The sequence below is a fragment of the Clostridium brassicae genome (assembly GCF_026738875.1).
Taxonomy (GTDB): domain Bacteria; phylum Bacillota; class Clostridia; order Clostridiales; family Clostridiaceae; genus Clostridium_H; species Clostridium_H brassicae.
The window spans coordinates 74,331-89,315 of record NZ_JAPQFJ010000007.1 but is presented as its reverse complement, the minus strand read 5'-3'; the positions used below and the strand labels follow the sequence as shown (position 1 = coordinate 89,315).

General features: G+C 28.1%; 12 protein-coding genes. All 12 read left to right on the top strand.

Going from position 1 to position 14,985, the window contains the following annotated elements; translation table 11 throughout:
• The first annotated feature begins 15 nt into the window (after positions 1-15).
• Positions 16-1,137, top strand: coding sequence for an ABC transporter ATP-binding protein (locus OW729_RS08515; protein WP_268061065.1), 1,122 nt, complete (start codon positions 16-18; stop codon positions 1,135-1,137).
• A 166-nt stretch (positions 1,138-1,303) separates the two neighbouring features.
• Positions 1,304-2,317 (top strand): LacI family DNA-binding transcriptional regulator, encoded by a 1,014-nt coding sequence (locus OW729_RS08510; RefSeq protein ID WP_268061064.1) that lies wholly within the window; start codon positions 1,304-1,306, stop codon positions 2,315-2,317.
• 204 nt (positions 2,318-2,521) lie between these two features.
• Positions 2,522-3,784 (top strand): sugar ABC transporter substrate-binding protein, encoded by a 1,263-nt coding sequence (locus tag OW729_RS08505; RefSeq protein ID WP_268061063.1) that lies wholly within the window; start codon positions 2,522-2,524, stop codon positions 3,782-3,784.
• A 169-nt stretch (positions 3,785-3,953) separates the two neighbouring features.
• Positions 3,954-4,901: a carbohydrate ABC transporter permease gene (locus tag OW729_RS08500; RefSeq protein WP_268061062.1), complete on the top strand. Its 948-nt coding sequence runs from the start codon at positions 3,954-3,956 to the stop codon at positions 4,899-4,901.
• A 1-nt stretch (position 4,902) separates the two neighbouring features.
• Complete coding sequence (locus OW729_RS08495) at positions 4,903-5,772, top strand: sugar ABC transporter permease (protein ID WP_268061061.1); 870 nt, start codon at positions 4,903-4,905, stop codon at positions 5,770-5,772.
• A gap of 325 nt (positions 5,773-6,097) precedes the next feature.
• Positions 6,098-6,937, top strand: a complete 840-nt coding sequence (locus OW729_RS08490) for a hypothetical protein (RefSeq protein ID WP_268061060.1) — start codon at positions 6,098-6,100, stop codon at positions 6,935-6,937.
• Positions 6,938-7,013: 76 nt separating this feature from the next.
• Positions 7,014-7,631 (top strand): 50S ribosomal protein L25, encoded by a 618-nt coding sequence (locus tag OW729_RS08485; protein WP_268061059.1) that lies wholly within the window; start codon positions 7,014-7,016, stop codon positions 7,629-7,631.
• A gap of 149 nt (positions 7,632-7,780) precedes the next feature.
• Entirely contained in the window at positions 7,781-9,517 is a 1,737-nt protein-coding gene (locus OW729_RS08480) for a phospho-sugar mutase (RefSeq protein WP_268061058.1), read from the top strand.
• 252 nt (positions 9,518-9,769) lie between these two features.
• Positions 9,770-10,642 (top strand): CPBP family intramembrane glutamic endopeptidase, encoded by an 873-nt coding sequence (locus OW729_RS08475; protein ID WP_268061057.1) that lies wholly within the window; start codon positions 9,770-9,772, stop codon positions 10,640-10,642.
• 184 nt (positions 10,643-10,826) lie between these two features.
• Entirely contained in the window at positions 10,827-11,885 is a 1,059-nt protein-coding gene (locus tag OW729_RS08470) for a tetratricopeptide repeat protein (RefSeq protein ID WP_268061056.1), read from the top strand.
• Between the two features lie 125 nt (positions 11,886-12,010).
• Entirely contained in the window at positions 12,011-12,916 is a 906-nt protein-coding gene (galU, locus tag OW729_RS08465) for a UTP--glucose-1-phosphate uridylyltransferase GalU (protein WP_326498366.1), read from the top strand.
• Positions 12,917-13,112: 196 nt separating this feature from the next.
• Positions 13,113-14,951 (top strand): polysaccharide biosynthesis protein, encoded by a 1,839-nt coding sequence (locus tag OW729_RS08460; protein ID WP_268061055.1) that lies wholly within the window; start codon positions 13,113-13,115, stop codon positions 14,949-14,951.
• Positions 14,952-14,985 lie beyond the last annotated feature (34 nt).

Sequence of the window (14,985 nt, the reverse complement as noted above, 5' to 3'; positions counted from 1 at the left end):
ATGGGGGGAATGAATATGGCAGATGTTGTTTTGAAAAATATACAAAAGCAATATAGTGGAAATGATAAATTAACAGTAAAAGATTTTAATATAGATATAAAAGATAAAGAATTTGTTGTTTTAGTAGGGCCTTCAGGTTGTGGTAAATCAACAACACTTAGGATGATTGCAGGTCTTGAAGATATAACCTTGGGAGAATTATATATTGATGGTAAACTTGTAAATGATGTTTCACCAAAAGATAGAGATATAGCTATGGTATTTCAAGATTATGCACTATATCCTCACATGACGGTATATGAAAATATGGCTTTTGGATTAAAATTAAGAAAAACACCTAAAGATATTATTGATAAAAAAGTAAGTGAAGCGGCTAAAATATTAGGCCTAGAAAGTGAACTTAAGAAAAAACCAAAACATTTGTCAGGAGGTCAAAGACAAAGGGTTGCACTAGGACGTGCCATAGTTAGAAATCCTAAAGTGTTTTTAATGGATGAGCCTCTATCAAATTTGGATGCAAAATTAAGAGTTGAGATGAGGACGCAAATTACAAAATTGCATAAAGAACTTCAAACTACATTTATATATGTTACTCATGACCAAACAGAGGCTATGACCATGGGAGCAAGAATTGTAATAATGAAAGATGGAGATGTTATGCAAATAGATACTCCACAAAATGCATATGAACATCCTAATAATTTATTTGTTGCTCAATTTATTGGAAGTCCTCAAATGAATATTATGGAAGGAAAAGTTGTAGAGGAAAATGGAAGGGTTATAATTGACGTTTGTGATAAATTAAAAGTAGAATTACTTCCACGTATACAAGAAATATTAAAGGAAGAAGGGTATTTGGATAATAATGTATACTTAGGTGTAAGACCTGAGTATATTTCGGAAACAGAGGGATCTTCATTAGAAAATGAGTTTACAGTAATAAAGAGTAAGGTAGAAATGGCTGAAATGATGGGGTTTGAGACATATATTCATTTCAATTTAGGGAAAAATAAACTTATAGCTCGTGTCAATTCTAGTAATACCAAAAGCATAGATGAAGAGATTTCCCTAAAGATACCAGCTAAAAATATTCATTTGTTTGATATTAGTACAGAAAAAGTTATTACAACAAATTAAAGATTAAAATAAAAGAAATATTTTAAATAAGTTGATAATATATTATATAATTATAGTTTACATAGATTGTTTTAAAGTTATGAATTAATGTTGCCTGTAATAAGAATTTATATGATAAAATAATCTATATAGTATAACTATAAATTATTAAGAAATTGGTGGTAAAATGGTTACTATTAAACAAATTGCAGAAAAAGCAGGGGTTTCACCATCTACTGTTTCTAGAGTGATATCAAATGATTCTAGAATAAGTGAAGCAACAAAAAATAAAATAAAAAAAATAATGTCAGAAATGAATTATCATCCAAATGCAATAGCACGTAGCTTAGTTTCAAAAACTACAAAAACAATAGGTATTATTATGCCCTATTCAGCAGATCAAGCATTTTTAAATCCATTTTTTATAGAAGCTATAAGAGGTATATCTAAATATACTTATAATGAGGATTATTGCATATTAATTACTAATGGTTTTACAGTTCAAGAGCAAATAAAATCACTTCATTCTCTTGTGTTTGGAAGAAGGGTTGATGGAATTATTTTAATGTATTCAAAAGCAAATGATTCTGTATTAGAAGAACTTGAAAATAGTAAGATACCATTCTGCATGATAGGCAGACCTGTTGAATATAATGATATAACTTATGTAGATAATGATAATATTTTAGCAGCATATAAAGCAACTCAATATTTAATAGATATGGGTCATAATAAAATTGGTTTTTTGAATGGGTCTTTGGACTTTACTGTGTGTGTAGATAGGTATAAAGGATTTAGAAAAGCTTTAGAAGAAAATAATATACCTATTATAGATGACATAGTTGTTTCGCTAGAATTTTTACAAGAAGATGGGTATAAAGGGATGAAAAAGATTTTAGAATCACCACATAAGCCTACAGCTGTGTTAGCAACGGATGATTTATTAGCTTTTGGAGCTATAAGAGCTGCTGGAGAAATGGGTGTTAAAGTTCCTGAGGATATATCTATAATTGGGTTTAATAATATCCCTTTATCAGAATTAATATTTCCATCATTAACTTCTGTAGATATAGATAGTTATAAAATAGGAGCTACAGCAGCACAACTTGTTTTACAAAAAATAAAAGGGGATACAGAGGTAAAGAGTAGAATAATAGATACTAAACTTATTATGAGAAATTCAGTTTGTTCAAATTGTTAAAAAATAAATCATGTTGAAAATTAGAATATAAACTAAATAATAGGAATGGATTTTCAACATGATGGAATTAATCCAAATGGTTAGTTAATATTTTATATATTAATGCAAACGATTGCTTAATTAATAAGTAAATAATTTTTTTAAAATTTATTCAATCGTTTGCGCAAATTATAAATATAAATTATAAAATAGGAGGGTTAAGTTATGGGTAAACATTTAAAAAAAGTAGTTTCTTTAGTAACAGGATTAATTGTAGCTAGCAGTATTTTTACAGGATGTGGTTCTAATGCTGATAATAAAGCTAAGGATACCAGTTCAAATGGTGAAACAGTAAAATTATCATTTTGGCATGGATGGACTGGAGCAGAAGAAAAAGCATTAGGAGAAATTATTAAAAAATTTGAAGCTAAAAACCCAAATATAAAAGTTGAAACTTTGCCTACACCTTTTGATAAATTAAATGAGAAACTTAAAGCATCATTGCCAACAAATGAATCACCGGATTTATTTTTAGGACCAAATGATTGGATAGGCACTTTTGCTACATTAAATCAGTTGGAAGAAGTTGATTCATATATAAGTGATGTTAAAGATAATTATTTACCAAACGCATTAGAAGCTGGAAAATTTAATGGTAAGCAGTATGCTTTCCCTGACTCTGTTAAAACATATGTATTAATATATAATAAGGATTTAGTTCCGAGTCCACCTAAGACAATAGAAGAAATGAGAAAAATAGCAAAAGTAAATACTAAATCTGGAAAATATGGATTAGTATTTGATATTACTAACTTTTATTATGATTATGCATTCTTTGCAGGATATGGCGGAAAAGTATTTAAAGACGAAAAAGGAACAATAGATTTCAGTCAAAAGGGAGTTGCTGATTCAATAAATTTATTAAATGATATAAAAAATAAAGATAAGGTTACTATAAAAGATTTTGACTACAATGTAATGATGGATTTAATGCAAACTGGTAAGGCTGCTATGATAATAAATGGACCATGGTGTTTTGGAGACTTAGATAAGGCAGTTAAAGAAGGAAAAGGATTAAAAAATTGGGGAGCAGTTAAGTTACCTGTGATAGAAGAAGGAAAACCATTAAAACCATATATGGGTACAGAAATGTTGTTTATGTCAAAAAACGGTAAACACAAAGAAGAGGCAGCAAAATTCATTAAGTTTATGACTTCTGCGGAATCACAAGAGTTTATGAATAAACAAGCAGGACACGTTCCAGCAAATGTTAAAGTGAATATTGGTGATGATTGGAAAACAAAAATAATTCTTGAACAAGCAAAAGAATCGGATCCAATGCCAAATATTGCTGAAATGGGACAGGTTTGGGACCCAGCAAAAGAAATGTATAGTAATGTATTTACAGGAAAATCAACACCAGAAAAATCAATAAAAGATACTCAAGACAAGATAAATAAATTGATAAAATCTATGCATGGCGAATAAATAAATGTAGTATTGGCGCTGATATACTTGTTAATTTAAGGACTTACTTATATATTAGGTTGATAACAAAGTGGGAAAAGCTAAAGTCAGGGTTACCCTGACTTTAGCTCTATAGTTTGCTATTAATCCTATGTTTTTAATTAACAATTATTAATAGGGGGGACGATTGATGAGGACTAGCCTAAACAAAGATCAAACTATTAAATACGTAAAAAAAGAAACTTTATGGCATAGAATAAAGAAAAATAAAACTGCTTATGCATATATTTTACCGTCTACACTTGTAGTAATAATTTTTTCATTGATACCTATTCTATATGGTGTAAGTTTAGCATTTACTAATAGCAATATATATACAATGTCAAGTAACTCAGTAAAGTTTGTGGGATTAAAGAATTTTATTAAGATTTTCAAGGGGATGGATCAGGAATTTGTAACAATATTATTAAGGACAATAGTATGGACTATAGTCAACGTTTTCTTCCATGTTTCTATAGGGCTTTCTCTAGCATTGTTATTAAATAAAAAAGGTCTTAGATTTAAAAAATTGTATAGAATTTTACTAATACTTCCTTGGGCAGTTCCTCAATTAGTTACATGTCTTATCTGGAAAATAATGTTTAACTATGATATTGGTATGATAAATCAGATACTTACTAAAATAGGATTAGCTAAAGTACCTTGGCTTAATGATCCTAAGATGGCTTTTGTAGCAATAATAATGGTTAATGTATGGCTTGGAGTACCATTTATGATGATGGTAGCAACTGGCGCACTTCAAAGCATATCAGATAATTTTTATGAAGCGGCTAATATAGAGGGTGCTTCTTGGTGGCAGAAATTCAGGTATATTACACTTCCAATGATTAAACCAGCAATGGTTCCAGCTATAACACTGGGCTTTATATGGACATTTACAAATTTCAATGTTGCATATTTAGTAACAAAAGGAGAACCTAATAGAGCAACCGAATTGATTCAAACGTACACATACAATCAAATGACAGCAGGAAACTATTCTAAAGCAGCAGCTTATGGTGTTATAGTATTTGCCATATTATTTATACTAAATTTGATTAGTACTAAGATAAATAATATATTTGAGGAGGACAATTAAAATGGAAAGTGAAGTAAAAAAATCTTCAAGAAAAAAGAGATTTAATCGTATAGATCACTTTTTTACGCATATAGTTTTAATTATAATAACTATAATTACATTGATACCTATATGGTGGATAGTAACTACATCAGTAGATGGTAAGGCGGTGGGTCTTTCTGCTTCTTCAATAAAGTTATTTCCTCAGAGTTTCTCTCTTAAAAATTATGTTCAAGTTTTCAATAATCCTAACTTTTTAACATGGGTAAAAAACAGTATAATATTTTCTGTAGTAACTACTTTAATAGTAATGTCTTTAGTTTCTCTTGGAGCATATGCTTATTCTAGATTTAACTTTCCAGGTAAGAAAGCAGGTATGATGTTTTTCCTTATAGTTATGATGCTTCCTATTACAACAGCATTATTACCTCAATATTTATTAATGTTGAAATTGAATTTAGTAGGTAAATATATAGGAATTATTTTAATATACACAGCAGGAAATATGACTTTTGGAATTTGGAATTTAAAGGGATATTTTGATACTGTTCCAAAGTCTCTAGAAGAAGCTGCAATAGTGGATGGTGCATCAAAAGCACAAGTTTTTACTCAAATTATACTTCCTCTTGCAGCCCCAGCTATAGCTGTTACATCATTAATAGTTTTTACAGCAGTATGGACAGAGTTTGCTACAGCATTCATGTTTGTTAAGTCATCTAGTCAATACACATTAGCTATGGGACTTTATAACTGGGCATCTGATGCTAATAATATACCATATCCTTTATTTTGTGCAGGATCAATGGTAGTTGCTGCTCCTATATCAATATTATTTATGGTATTTCAAAAATATATAGTTTCTGGATTAACAGTAGGAGGAGTAAAAGGCTGATTTAATAGTATACTGATAAAAAATATATTTATAGGATAATAGCTATATTTTGATATGAAGGGGAATTTTAACTTCTTTAAATTGAAACCTTGTAATTTAATAAGAATTAATGTTAAAATTCTTTATATAGATATATTCTGAAAAAAGTCATAGTGTATATTATGGCTTTTATTTTGTGTATAATATATGGATTAACTTATATATTGTAGTTTTTTGAGCATATTAAATAAGAATAGGTTAATATTATATTTTTGATTAAAACACATTTTAGTTTATACATATAGTACTTTTAAGAATGGAATTTGAAATGGTAGGGGGAAAACTAATGAAAGTATATTCAAAAATTTTTAAAGAAGCAGAAAATATTATAAATAAGTACAAGAATAGAGGAGAAGAAACTAGGATATCTACTCCTATAGAATATAATGGAAAACTATACAGAGAAATAATGTTTATAAAAAAGGAACAAGGGAATAGAATTGCTGTAGGTTATTTATATATTGATGATGAAAATAAGGAAGTAGAGGATAAATCTATAATAAGACAATTGGCCAAATTAGGATATTATCTTAACATATTTTATAATGATGAAAGTAGTCTTTACATAAAAAGAGCTATGGAAGGTATTCAAAATATAAAGAATCAAAAAATTGAATATTCTAAACTATGTGTTGGTTTGGATAAGTTGAAAAAAGAGGGGGAAAAGGGAACTGATAAAGTAAAAGAAATAATAGATGAGGTAATTAATCTTAGAATAGAAAATGATGATAAAATATCAGAACTTTTGTCTTTAGCAGAAAATCATATAAATGATAACAAATTTTACGGAGAAAATATATTTGAATCATTAAATTCTTTATATAAAGAAATAATGATGCTAAATTTTAAGAGAGTTAAGATTATAAATTCAGGAAAAGAATATTATGATAGTATTGAAACTAAAGCAAAGAAACGAAAAGGATCATTGCTGACTATATTTATAGGAAGAAATAAATATATACCTTTTATAAAGTTAGAAAGTTTAATAAATAATTATAAAAAAATATTAAGTACTTATGAAAAGATACTTAATATGGATGAAAGTAAATACGATAAATTTTTAATAAATGTAGAAAAGGATAATATAAATTTAAAGATGGATGTACTTAGAAATGTTAGGGATTAAAAAGTAGTAGCTTTTAAAAAAAAGACGTATAATATTATTCCTTCTGTAAATAATAAGAAAGACAGGAGGGATAATAATGGAAATTTTGAAAGGCGAAATAAGAGAAAAAAATACAAACCATTATCCAAGAAGTAGAAGAAAACAAGGAAAGGTGCCAGGAATACTTTATGGAGCTTTAGTAAAAAACTCTTTGTTTGAAATAGGAGAATTAGAACTTAACAGAGAAGTTAATGCAGTAGGTGAATATGGTACTCTTAATTTGGAGCTAAATGATGCCCAACATAAAGCACTAATAAAAGAGGTGCAAAGAGATCCTGTAACTCATAGAATAGTACATATTGATTTAGAAGAAGTATCTGATAATCAAATAGTTCAAACAGAAATACCTATAATATTTAAAGGTGAAGGATTAATTAATAAAAATGGAGGAATTGTCCAAAAAGAAAAAAGTAGTATAAAAGTTCAAGGACGACACAAAGAGATTCCTAAGAGTATAAAAATTAATTTGGCAGAAGTAGGTATAGGTGGAGTTTTAAGAGCTTCAGATCTTGAAATGGCTCGTGAGATATCTATAGTAGACAATATAGATACTGTTATTGCGGCTATAAGTCACTACAGCGTTGGAGCTGAATCAGAGGAAGAAGAGAAAGATACTGCCCAAGCAGTGGCTAAAGAAATTCACATGGAAGAATAAAAATAAAAAGGCTGTTTTAAAACAGCCTTTTTATTAAAAAACATAATTATTTTCGATAAAATCATAAAATATATACAAAAATTAGTAATTGTTCTAATAAGTGGTTTTATAGTATAATTGGTTTAAGTATTAAAAAAGGGAGGTAAAATATGAGATATACAGAAAAATATGAAAAATGGTTAAACTCAGAAATTATTGATGAAAATACAAAGGAAGAATTAAGAAATATAGATAATGAAAAAGAATTAGAAGATAGATTTTATAAAGATTTAGAGTTTGGCACTGGTGGCCTTAGAGGTAAAATGGGTGCTGGGGCAAATAGAATGAATATATACACAGTTAAAAAAACAACTCAAGGATTTGCACAATATTTGTTAGACAAATATAAAAATGAAGAAATTTCAGTAGCTATAGCTTATGATTCTAGAAATATGTCTCAGGAGTTTGCAAAGGAAGCCGCATTAACCTTGTGTGCAAACAAAATAAAAGTAAATCTTTTTGAGTCTCTAAGGCCTACACCTATGCTTTCATATGCTGTAAGAAAGCTAAAATGTGAAGGTGGTATAGTTATTACTGCATCTCATAATCCAAAGGAATATAATGGATATAAGGTTTATGGAGAAGATGGTGGACAAGTTACAGACAAATATGCAGAAAAAATTACTTCTTTTATAGAAAAAATAGAAGATTTTTGTGAAATTAAAACTATGGAAATAGAAGAAGCTAAAGCTTCGGGTTATTTAAACATAATTGGAGAAGAGATAGATAAAGCATATATAGATAGTGTTAAGAGTTTAGTTATAAGGGAAGAGTTAGTGTCTAAATATGCAGAAGAATTAAATATAATATATACTCCTATTCATGGTAGTGGTAATGTACCTGTAAGAAGAGTGTTAACGGAACTTGGATATAAAAATCTTTATGTAGTTAAAGAACAAGAAAAGCCAGATGGCAATTTTCCTACTGCTGAATATCCAAATCCAGAGGAACCTAAAGTATTTAAATTAGCGTTAAAGATGGCGGAAAATATAAAACCTGATATTATTTTTGGAACAGATCCTGATTGTGATAGAATAGGTGCTGTTGTAAAAGATGAAAAAGGAGAATATAAAGTTATAAGTGGAAATATGATGGGAGTACTTTTAACACACTATATTTTATTGTCCCTTAAAGAAAAAGATAAACTTCCATCAAATGGTGTTGTTATTAAAACAATAGTTACTACAGAGATGGCATCCAAAATTGCAGATAAATTTGATGTTGAAATTATAAATGTTTTAACTGGATTTAAATATATAGGGGAAAAGATAAAAGAGTTTGAAGAAACTCAAGATAAGCAATATTTGTTTGGATTTGAAGAAAGTTATGGATATTTAGCAGGAACTTTTGTAAGGGATAAAGACGCTGTCATAGCTTCTATGCTTATATGCGAAATGGCTCTATATTATAAGAAAAAAGGAATGAATCTTTATAATGCTATAATGGAACTTTATAAAGAATATGGATATTATAAAGAAGAACTTGTATCTATCAAACTTGAAGGAAAAGAGGGAAAAGAAAAGATAGATAAAATTCTTGAACATCTAAGGCATTCTATGAAAGTGGAAATTAACGCAGTAAAGATAATAAAGAAACAGGATTACAACATAAGTAAAGAAAAGGACTTAATAAACCTTACTGAAAAAGAAATAAAATTACCTAAATCAAATGTATTGAAGTTTATTTTAGAAGATGGATCTTACTTTGTTGTAAGACCTTCAGGGACTGAGCCTAAGATGAAGATATACATGGGAGTTGTAGGGAATAGCGTAAAAGACTCAGAAGAAAAGATGAGAAAATTTAAAGAATATATTCTTAATGTAGTAAATATAGCATGTGGTGAATAAAGAATAAACAGGGTTTCAATCTTAAAATGGAGTTTTACTTATTTGAAGGTTGGAATATGTTAAGATTATTATTAGCTATCCTCAATTTTTATCCTAAAAAGGACTTAAAATAGGGAAATATGGCATGAAAAGAACTAATGGAGATTAAGTTTTCCATTAGTTCTTTTATGTTTTTTAGAAACCTTATAAAAACTTTATAAATGAGATTTAATATAGGTTTGCAGGAAAAATAATATATATGGAGTGATAGTAATGATAAAGAGTAAGGATTTATCAACAAATTTTTTCGTGGTATTAGTGTTAGCATTATCTGTAATATTTACTTTGATGGGAATTTTTCTAAAAAATGATATAGTACTTGCGTTACAACAAGCTACACCAATTATGGCAACTATAATTGTATGCATTATGTTCTTTAAAGAAAAACATTTTAAAAATATTGGAATAAACCATATTGGAAAGTTACGCTATTATATTTTGGCTTTAATAATTCCAACATTAACACTATTTATAAGTTATTTTTGTGGATGGATATTAGGTTTTTTAAAATTAGGTGGAAAAACACAGAATGCACTTTTAGAAATAAATTTTCCAGTTATAAAAGATGTTATTAAATTATTCTTTTTTCAAGATACAATGTATTCATTAAACTTTTTTTATATAGTTTTAATTTGGGGAGTAGCAGAAGAAGTTGGGTGGAGAGGTTTCCTTCAACCTAGATTTATAAATAAGTTTGGGGTCAAAAAAGGAATATGTTTAACAGGATTAATATGGGCTATATGGCATTATCCGCTTATAATAAGTGGACAATATTATGAAAGTGGAAATGTAATTTTAAATACTGTCTTATTTACTGTGACAGTTGTGATTATGGGAGTATCTATAGGCTATGTCACTTATAAAACAGATAGTGTGTGGCCAGCGGTTATATTTCACACAAAATCTAATTTAACATGGCAATTATGTAGTGTGATGTTTTTATCAAATAATTCTAATAGTATATACTTATGTGGTGAAGCAGGTATTTTCAATATTATTATATGGAGTATTTTTGCAATACTTATTTTTGGAAAAATTTCAAAAGAGAATAAAGTGGTTAATAAGGTTAATAAGACTGTAAATTAAATTAAAATATCTAAAAATTTATTAATAATATACTAGCTTGTCCTAATTTTATAAATAAAAATAAATATAGGGCAAGCTAAATCTATATAAAAACAAATATATTGCTTTGATATATAACTTTTTTTTGATAAACTAAATAAGAGGTATTGTAAAATAAAATTGGTAAGGTTGGTGAATGCTACAAATGGACTTTAGAGATAAGCTTTCTAATTTACTATTTTTAGAAGTGAAAAAAGATAGAGTTTTTTCGATTTTTAAAACATCTGTAAATGAGGATATATATTTACCTATTGCAGCAGAAAGTATAATACAAAAAGTTAAAGTTGGAGAGAGTGTGGAAAGTATTCCTATAGGATTTTTTGTTGAAGGTATGGCGTTTGTTTTAGGAGCAGATGAGGAGTTTGGATTTAATTCTGTATATATAAATTTAATTTCAAGTGTACCAAAGAGTAGAGAATTTATAAAAGGCAAAATAGCAGATAATGTTAAAAATAAAAAATATGAAGATGCTTATATATTATTAAAAGGATTAAAGGAGATTGAAAAAAGCAAGGAGATATATGACAAATTAATATTGCTTTTAGAAAACTTAAAAACTTATGAAAAGTCTTATGAAGAAGAAGAAGTTAAGATAATAGATGAGGCTAAATTAATAGAAGATTATTCAAGTCCATATCTTTATGAAGCTTTTATTAAGAAGAATAAAGGAGACTATGATGGAGCTCTTTTTTCTATTAATACATACATATCAAAAGGTGGAGAAGAAACAGTTGAAATTACTGAATTAAAGAATTCATTAAAGCTTATAACAAATTATGAAGAAGCTAAAACTCTTGTTTATGAAGAACCAGAAAAGTCTCTTGCAACATTAATACCACTGACATCTGAATTAGGAGATAATGCTGAAATTTATTATTATATAGCTATAGCATACAGAGTTCTTGAAAATTATCATAAGGCTATATATTATCTAGAGAAGTCAATGGAAATAGACAATTCATATCCTGAAGTTTTTAATGAAATGGGAATAAATCATGCTTGTATTGGGGATTTTCAAAGTGCAATAGCTTATCTTAGAAAAGTATTTGAGGTTACAAAATCTATAGAAGTATGCACAAATTTAATAATGTGCTATCTTAACTCAGGTGATATGAAGCAAGCAAAACTGCATTTAGAAATGGCTAAAAAAATTGATCCTAATGATGAGATAGTTGTTGAATTAGAAAAAATGATTAAAAATTAATTATGCAATAATATTTGAAAGTTTAGACATCGGATAAATTTGGGCCTAGTGTGACATAATATTTATTGTGTGCGCATTATAATTTTAATGGGGTTATATTAAATGTTTGAAGGGAGAATTATATTATGAGGGTTAAAAAAGCCATTATACCTGCAGCAGGTTTAGGAACAAGATTTTTACCAGCAACTAAAGCTCAACCAAAGGAAATGCTTCCTATAGTTGATAAACCTACTATACAGTATATAATTGAAGAAGCTGTAGCTTCAGGTATAGAAGAAATATTGATTATTACAGGTAGAAATAAAAGAGCTATAGAAGATCATTTTGATAAATCTATAGAATTGGAAAACCAATTAGAAGCTAAGGGTCAAAAAGAACTTTTAAATATGGTAGAAGAAATATCTAATATGGTTGATATATACTACATAAGACAAAAGGAACCTAAGGGGTTAGGGCATGCTATAAATTGTGCAAGAACTTTTGTAGGAGATGAACCTTTTGCTGTTATGCTAGGAGATGATGTAGTAGATAGTGAAACCCCTTGTTTAAAACAGTTAATAGATTGCTATAGTGAGTATAAAACATCTATCTTAGGAGTTCAAGAAGTGCCTACTAAAGATGTAGACAAATATGGCATAGTTAGAGGAATACACATAGAGGATAGAGTGTATAAAGTAAAAGATTTAGTTGAAAAACCAAGTGTGGAAGAGTCTCCTTCCAATATTGCTATTTTAGGGAGATATATAATAACTCCTAAAATATTTGACATATTAGATACAACAGAACCAGGAAAATCAGGGGAAATCCAACTTACAGATGCTCTTAATACGTTAATTAAAAGAGAAGCAATGTATGCCTATGATTTTGAAGGAAGAAGATATGATGTTGGAGATAAGTTAGGATTTTTAGAAGCAAGTGTTGAATTTGCATTAAAAAAAGAAGAACTTAGGGAAGAATTTATGAAATATTTAATTACAATAAAGGATAATCCTAAATTTGCTCAATTATATAAAGAAATGAGTAATAAATAAGAAAAAATTTATGGTATAATAGACATGTCGTGCATAAATGGTGTGATATACACTGAATAAATAATTTATGCTTTGACATGTCTATTTTCTAGTATTAAAATTAATTGTTGTAATACATAATAAAAAACATTGAATAATTTTAAAAATGATGTAAAATAATTTAAGGTGAAAAAATTAAAAACGAGGAAGTGAGAACTTGAAGAATAATAGAAAATTTCTAATATTGGATATAATTTTAGTTACAATTTCACTATACTTTGCCCTGCTTTTAAGATTTGAATTTAAAATACCAGGTGAATATGTAACCTTCTTTAAAGTTTCAATTATTCCAGTAATATTCATAACTCTTTTGTGTAATAAACTTGTAAAGTTATATGATTTTATATGGAAATATGCTTCTGTAGAAGAACTTATCTCTATAATTTATTCTGTTTCCATAGCTAATATAATATTTATAATATATAGTTATTTTATAAGTTATAAAGTTTTTAAAAGCATACACTACAGATTTCCTTTTACAGTACATATAATATTCTGGTTACTATGTGTAATTGCTTTAGGAGGAAGTAGATTTATATACAGAATAATGGCAAGTCGCGATGAAACTAGAGATGCAGCAGGAGAAGTTAAGAAACTTCTAATAGTTGGAGCTGGAGATGCAGGGGCAATGCTCATAAAGGAAGTTAAGAAACATAATTCACTAAATTATGATATTGTGGGACTTATTGATGATGATGAGTCAAAAGTAGGCCAGGTTATTAATGGTATAAAAATATTAGGTGGTAGAAATGATATTGTTAGGATATGCAGTAAAAAGCAAATAGAAGAAATATTTATTGCTGTACCTTCTATTCCTTTTCAAGAAAGAAAAGAGATATACAATATATGTAAACAGACAAATTGTAAGCTGAAAACTCTTCCAGGGATATATGAAATAATAAATGGAGATGTAAATATAAGTCAGCTTAGAGATGTGGATATAAATGATCTTTTAGGAAGAAATCCTGTTAAGTTAAATAATAACAATATAAATCAATATATAAAAGATAAGGTTGTTCTTGTGACAGGGGGAGGAGGATCTATAGGATCCGAACTTTGTAGACAAATAGTTAAATTTAATCCTAAAAAGTTAATAATTCTTGATATATATGAAAATAATGCTTATGATCTTCAAATGGAATTACAATATAAATATCCTGATTTAGATCTTGATGTTGTTATAGCATCTATTAGAGATTTTGATAGGTTAAAAGAAGTATTTGAAAAATATAAACCTTATGTTGTATTTCATGCAGCGGCTCACAAACATGTTCCGCTTATGGAAAATAATCCTGCAGAAGTTGTAAAGAATAATGTAATAGGTACTTACAATTTAGCAAAATGCAGTCATATGTATAAAGTTAATAGATTTGTTCAAATAAGTACTGATAAAGCAGTAAATCCAACTAATATAATGGGAGCTTCTAAGAGATTTTGTGAAAAAATTATTCAGGCTTTTGATAGAGAAAGTGATACAGAATATGTAGCTGTAAGGTTTGGTAATGTTCTTGGAAGTAATGGTTCAGTAATACCTTTATTTAAGAAGCAAATAAAACAGGGGGGGCCAGTTACAGTTACTCATCCTGAAATAAATAGATTTTTTATGACTATACCTGAAGCAGCACAACTTGTAATACAAGCAGGAGCTATGGCTGAAGGTGGAGAAATATTTGTTTTAGATATGGGTGAGCCTGTTAAAATAGTTGACCTCGCAAAAGATTTAATAAGATTATCAGGATTAAAACCAGGTGAAGATATACAGATAGAGTATACTGGTTTAAGACCAGGGGAAAAACTATATGAAGAACTTCTAATGGATGAAATTGCGTTAACTTCTACAGAACATGAAAAAATATTTGTAGAAAAACCTATGGAGTTTGATCTTAAATATATAGAGAATTCAATTTTAGAGTTTAAAGAAGTTATAAACAAAGATAAAGAAGAAGTATTTAAACTTATGGAGGAAAAAGTTCCAACATACAGAAGGAAAAAGTAAGAATTAGGAAGCATAATACTATGGGTCACTGTAG

Bases quoted from the DNA above. Each gene is read 5' to 3' on its own strand.
- OW729_RS08515 (WP_268061065.1), top strand. From the start codon at position 16: ATGGCAGATGTTGTTTTGAAAAATATACAAAAGCAATATAGTGGAAAT.
- OW729_RS08510 (WP_268061064.1), top strand. From the start codon at position 1,304: ATGGTTACTATTAAACAAATTGCAGAAAAAGCAGGGGTTTCACCATCT.
- OW729_RS08505 (WP_268061063.1), top strand. From the start codon at position 2,522: ATGGGTAAACATTTAAAAAAAGTAGTTTCTTTAGTAACAGGATTAATT.
- OW729_RS08500 (WP_268061062.1), top strand. From the start codon at position 3,954: ATGAGGACTAGCCTAAACAAAGATCAAACTATTAAATACGTAAAAAAA.
- OW729_RS08495 (WP_268061061.1), top strand. From the start codon at position 4,903: ATGGAAAGTGAAGTAAAAAAATCTTCAAGAAAAAAGAGATTTAATCGT.
- OW729_RS08490 (WP_268061060.1), top strand. From the start codon at position 6,098: ATGAAAGTATATTCAAAAATTTTTAAAGAAGCAGAAAATATTATAAAT.
- OW729_RS08485 (WP_268061059.1), top strand. From the start codon at position 7,014: ATGGAAATTTTGAAAGGCGAAATAAGAGAAAAAAATACAAACCATTAT.
- OW729_RS08480 (WP_268061058.1), top strand. From the start codon at position 7,781: ATGAGATATACAGAAAAATATGAAAAATGGTTAAACTCAGAAATTATT.
- OW729_RS08475 (WP_268061057.1), top strand. From the start codon at position 9,770: ATGATAAAGAGTAAGGATTTATCAACAAATTTTTTCGTGGTATTAGTG.
- OW729_RS08470 (WP_268061056.1), top strand. From the start codon at position 10,827: ATGGACTTTAGAGATAAGCTTTCTAATTTACTATTTTTAGAAGTGAAA.
- galU (WP_326498366.1), top strand. From the start codon at position 12,011: ATGAGGGTTAAAAAAGCCATTATACCTGCAGCAGGTTTAGGAACAAGA.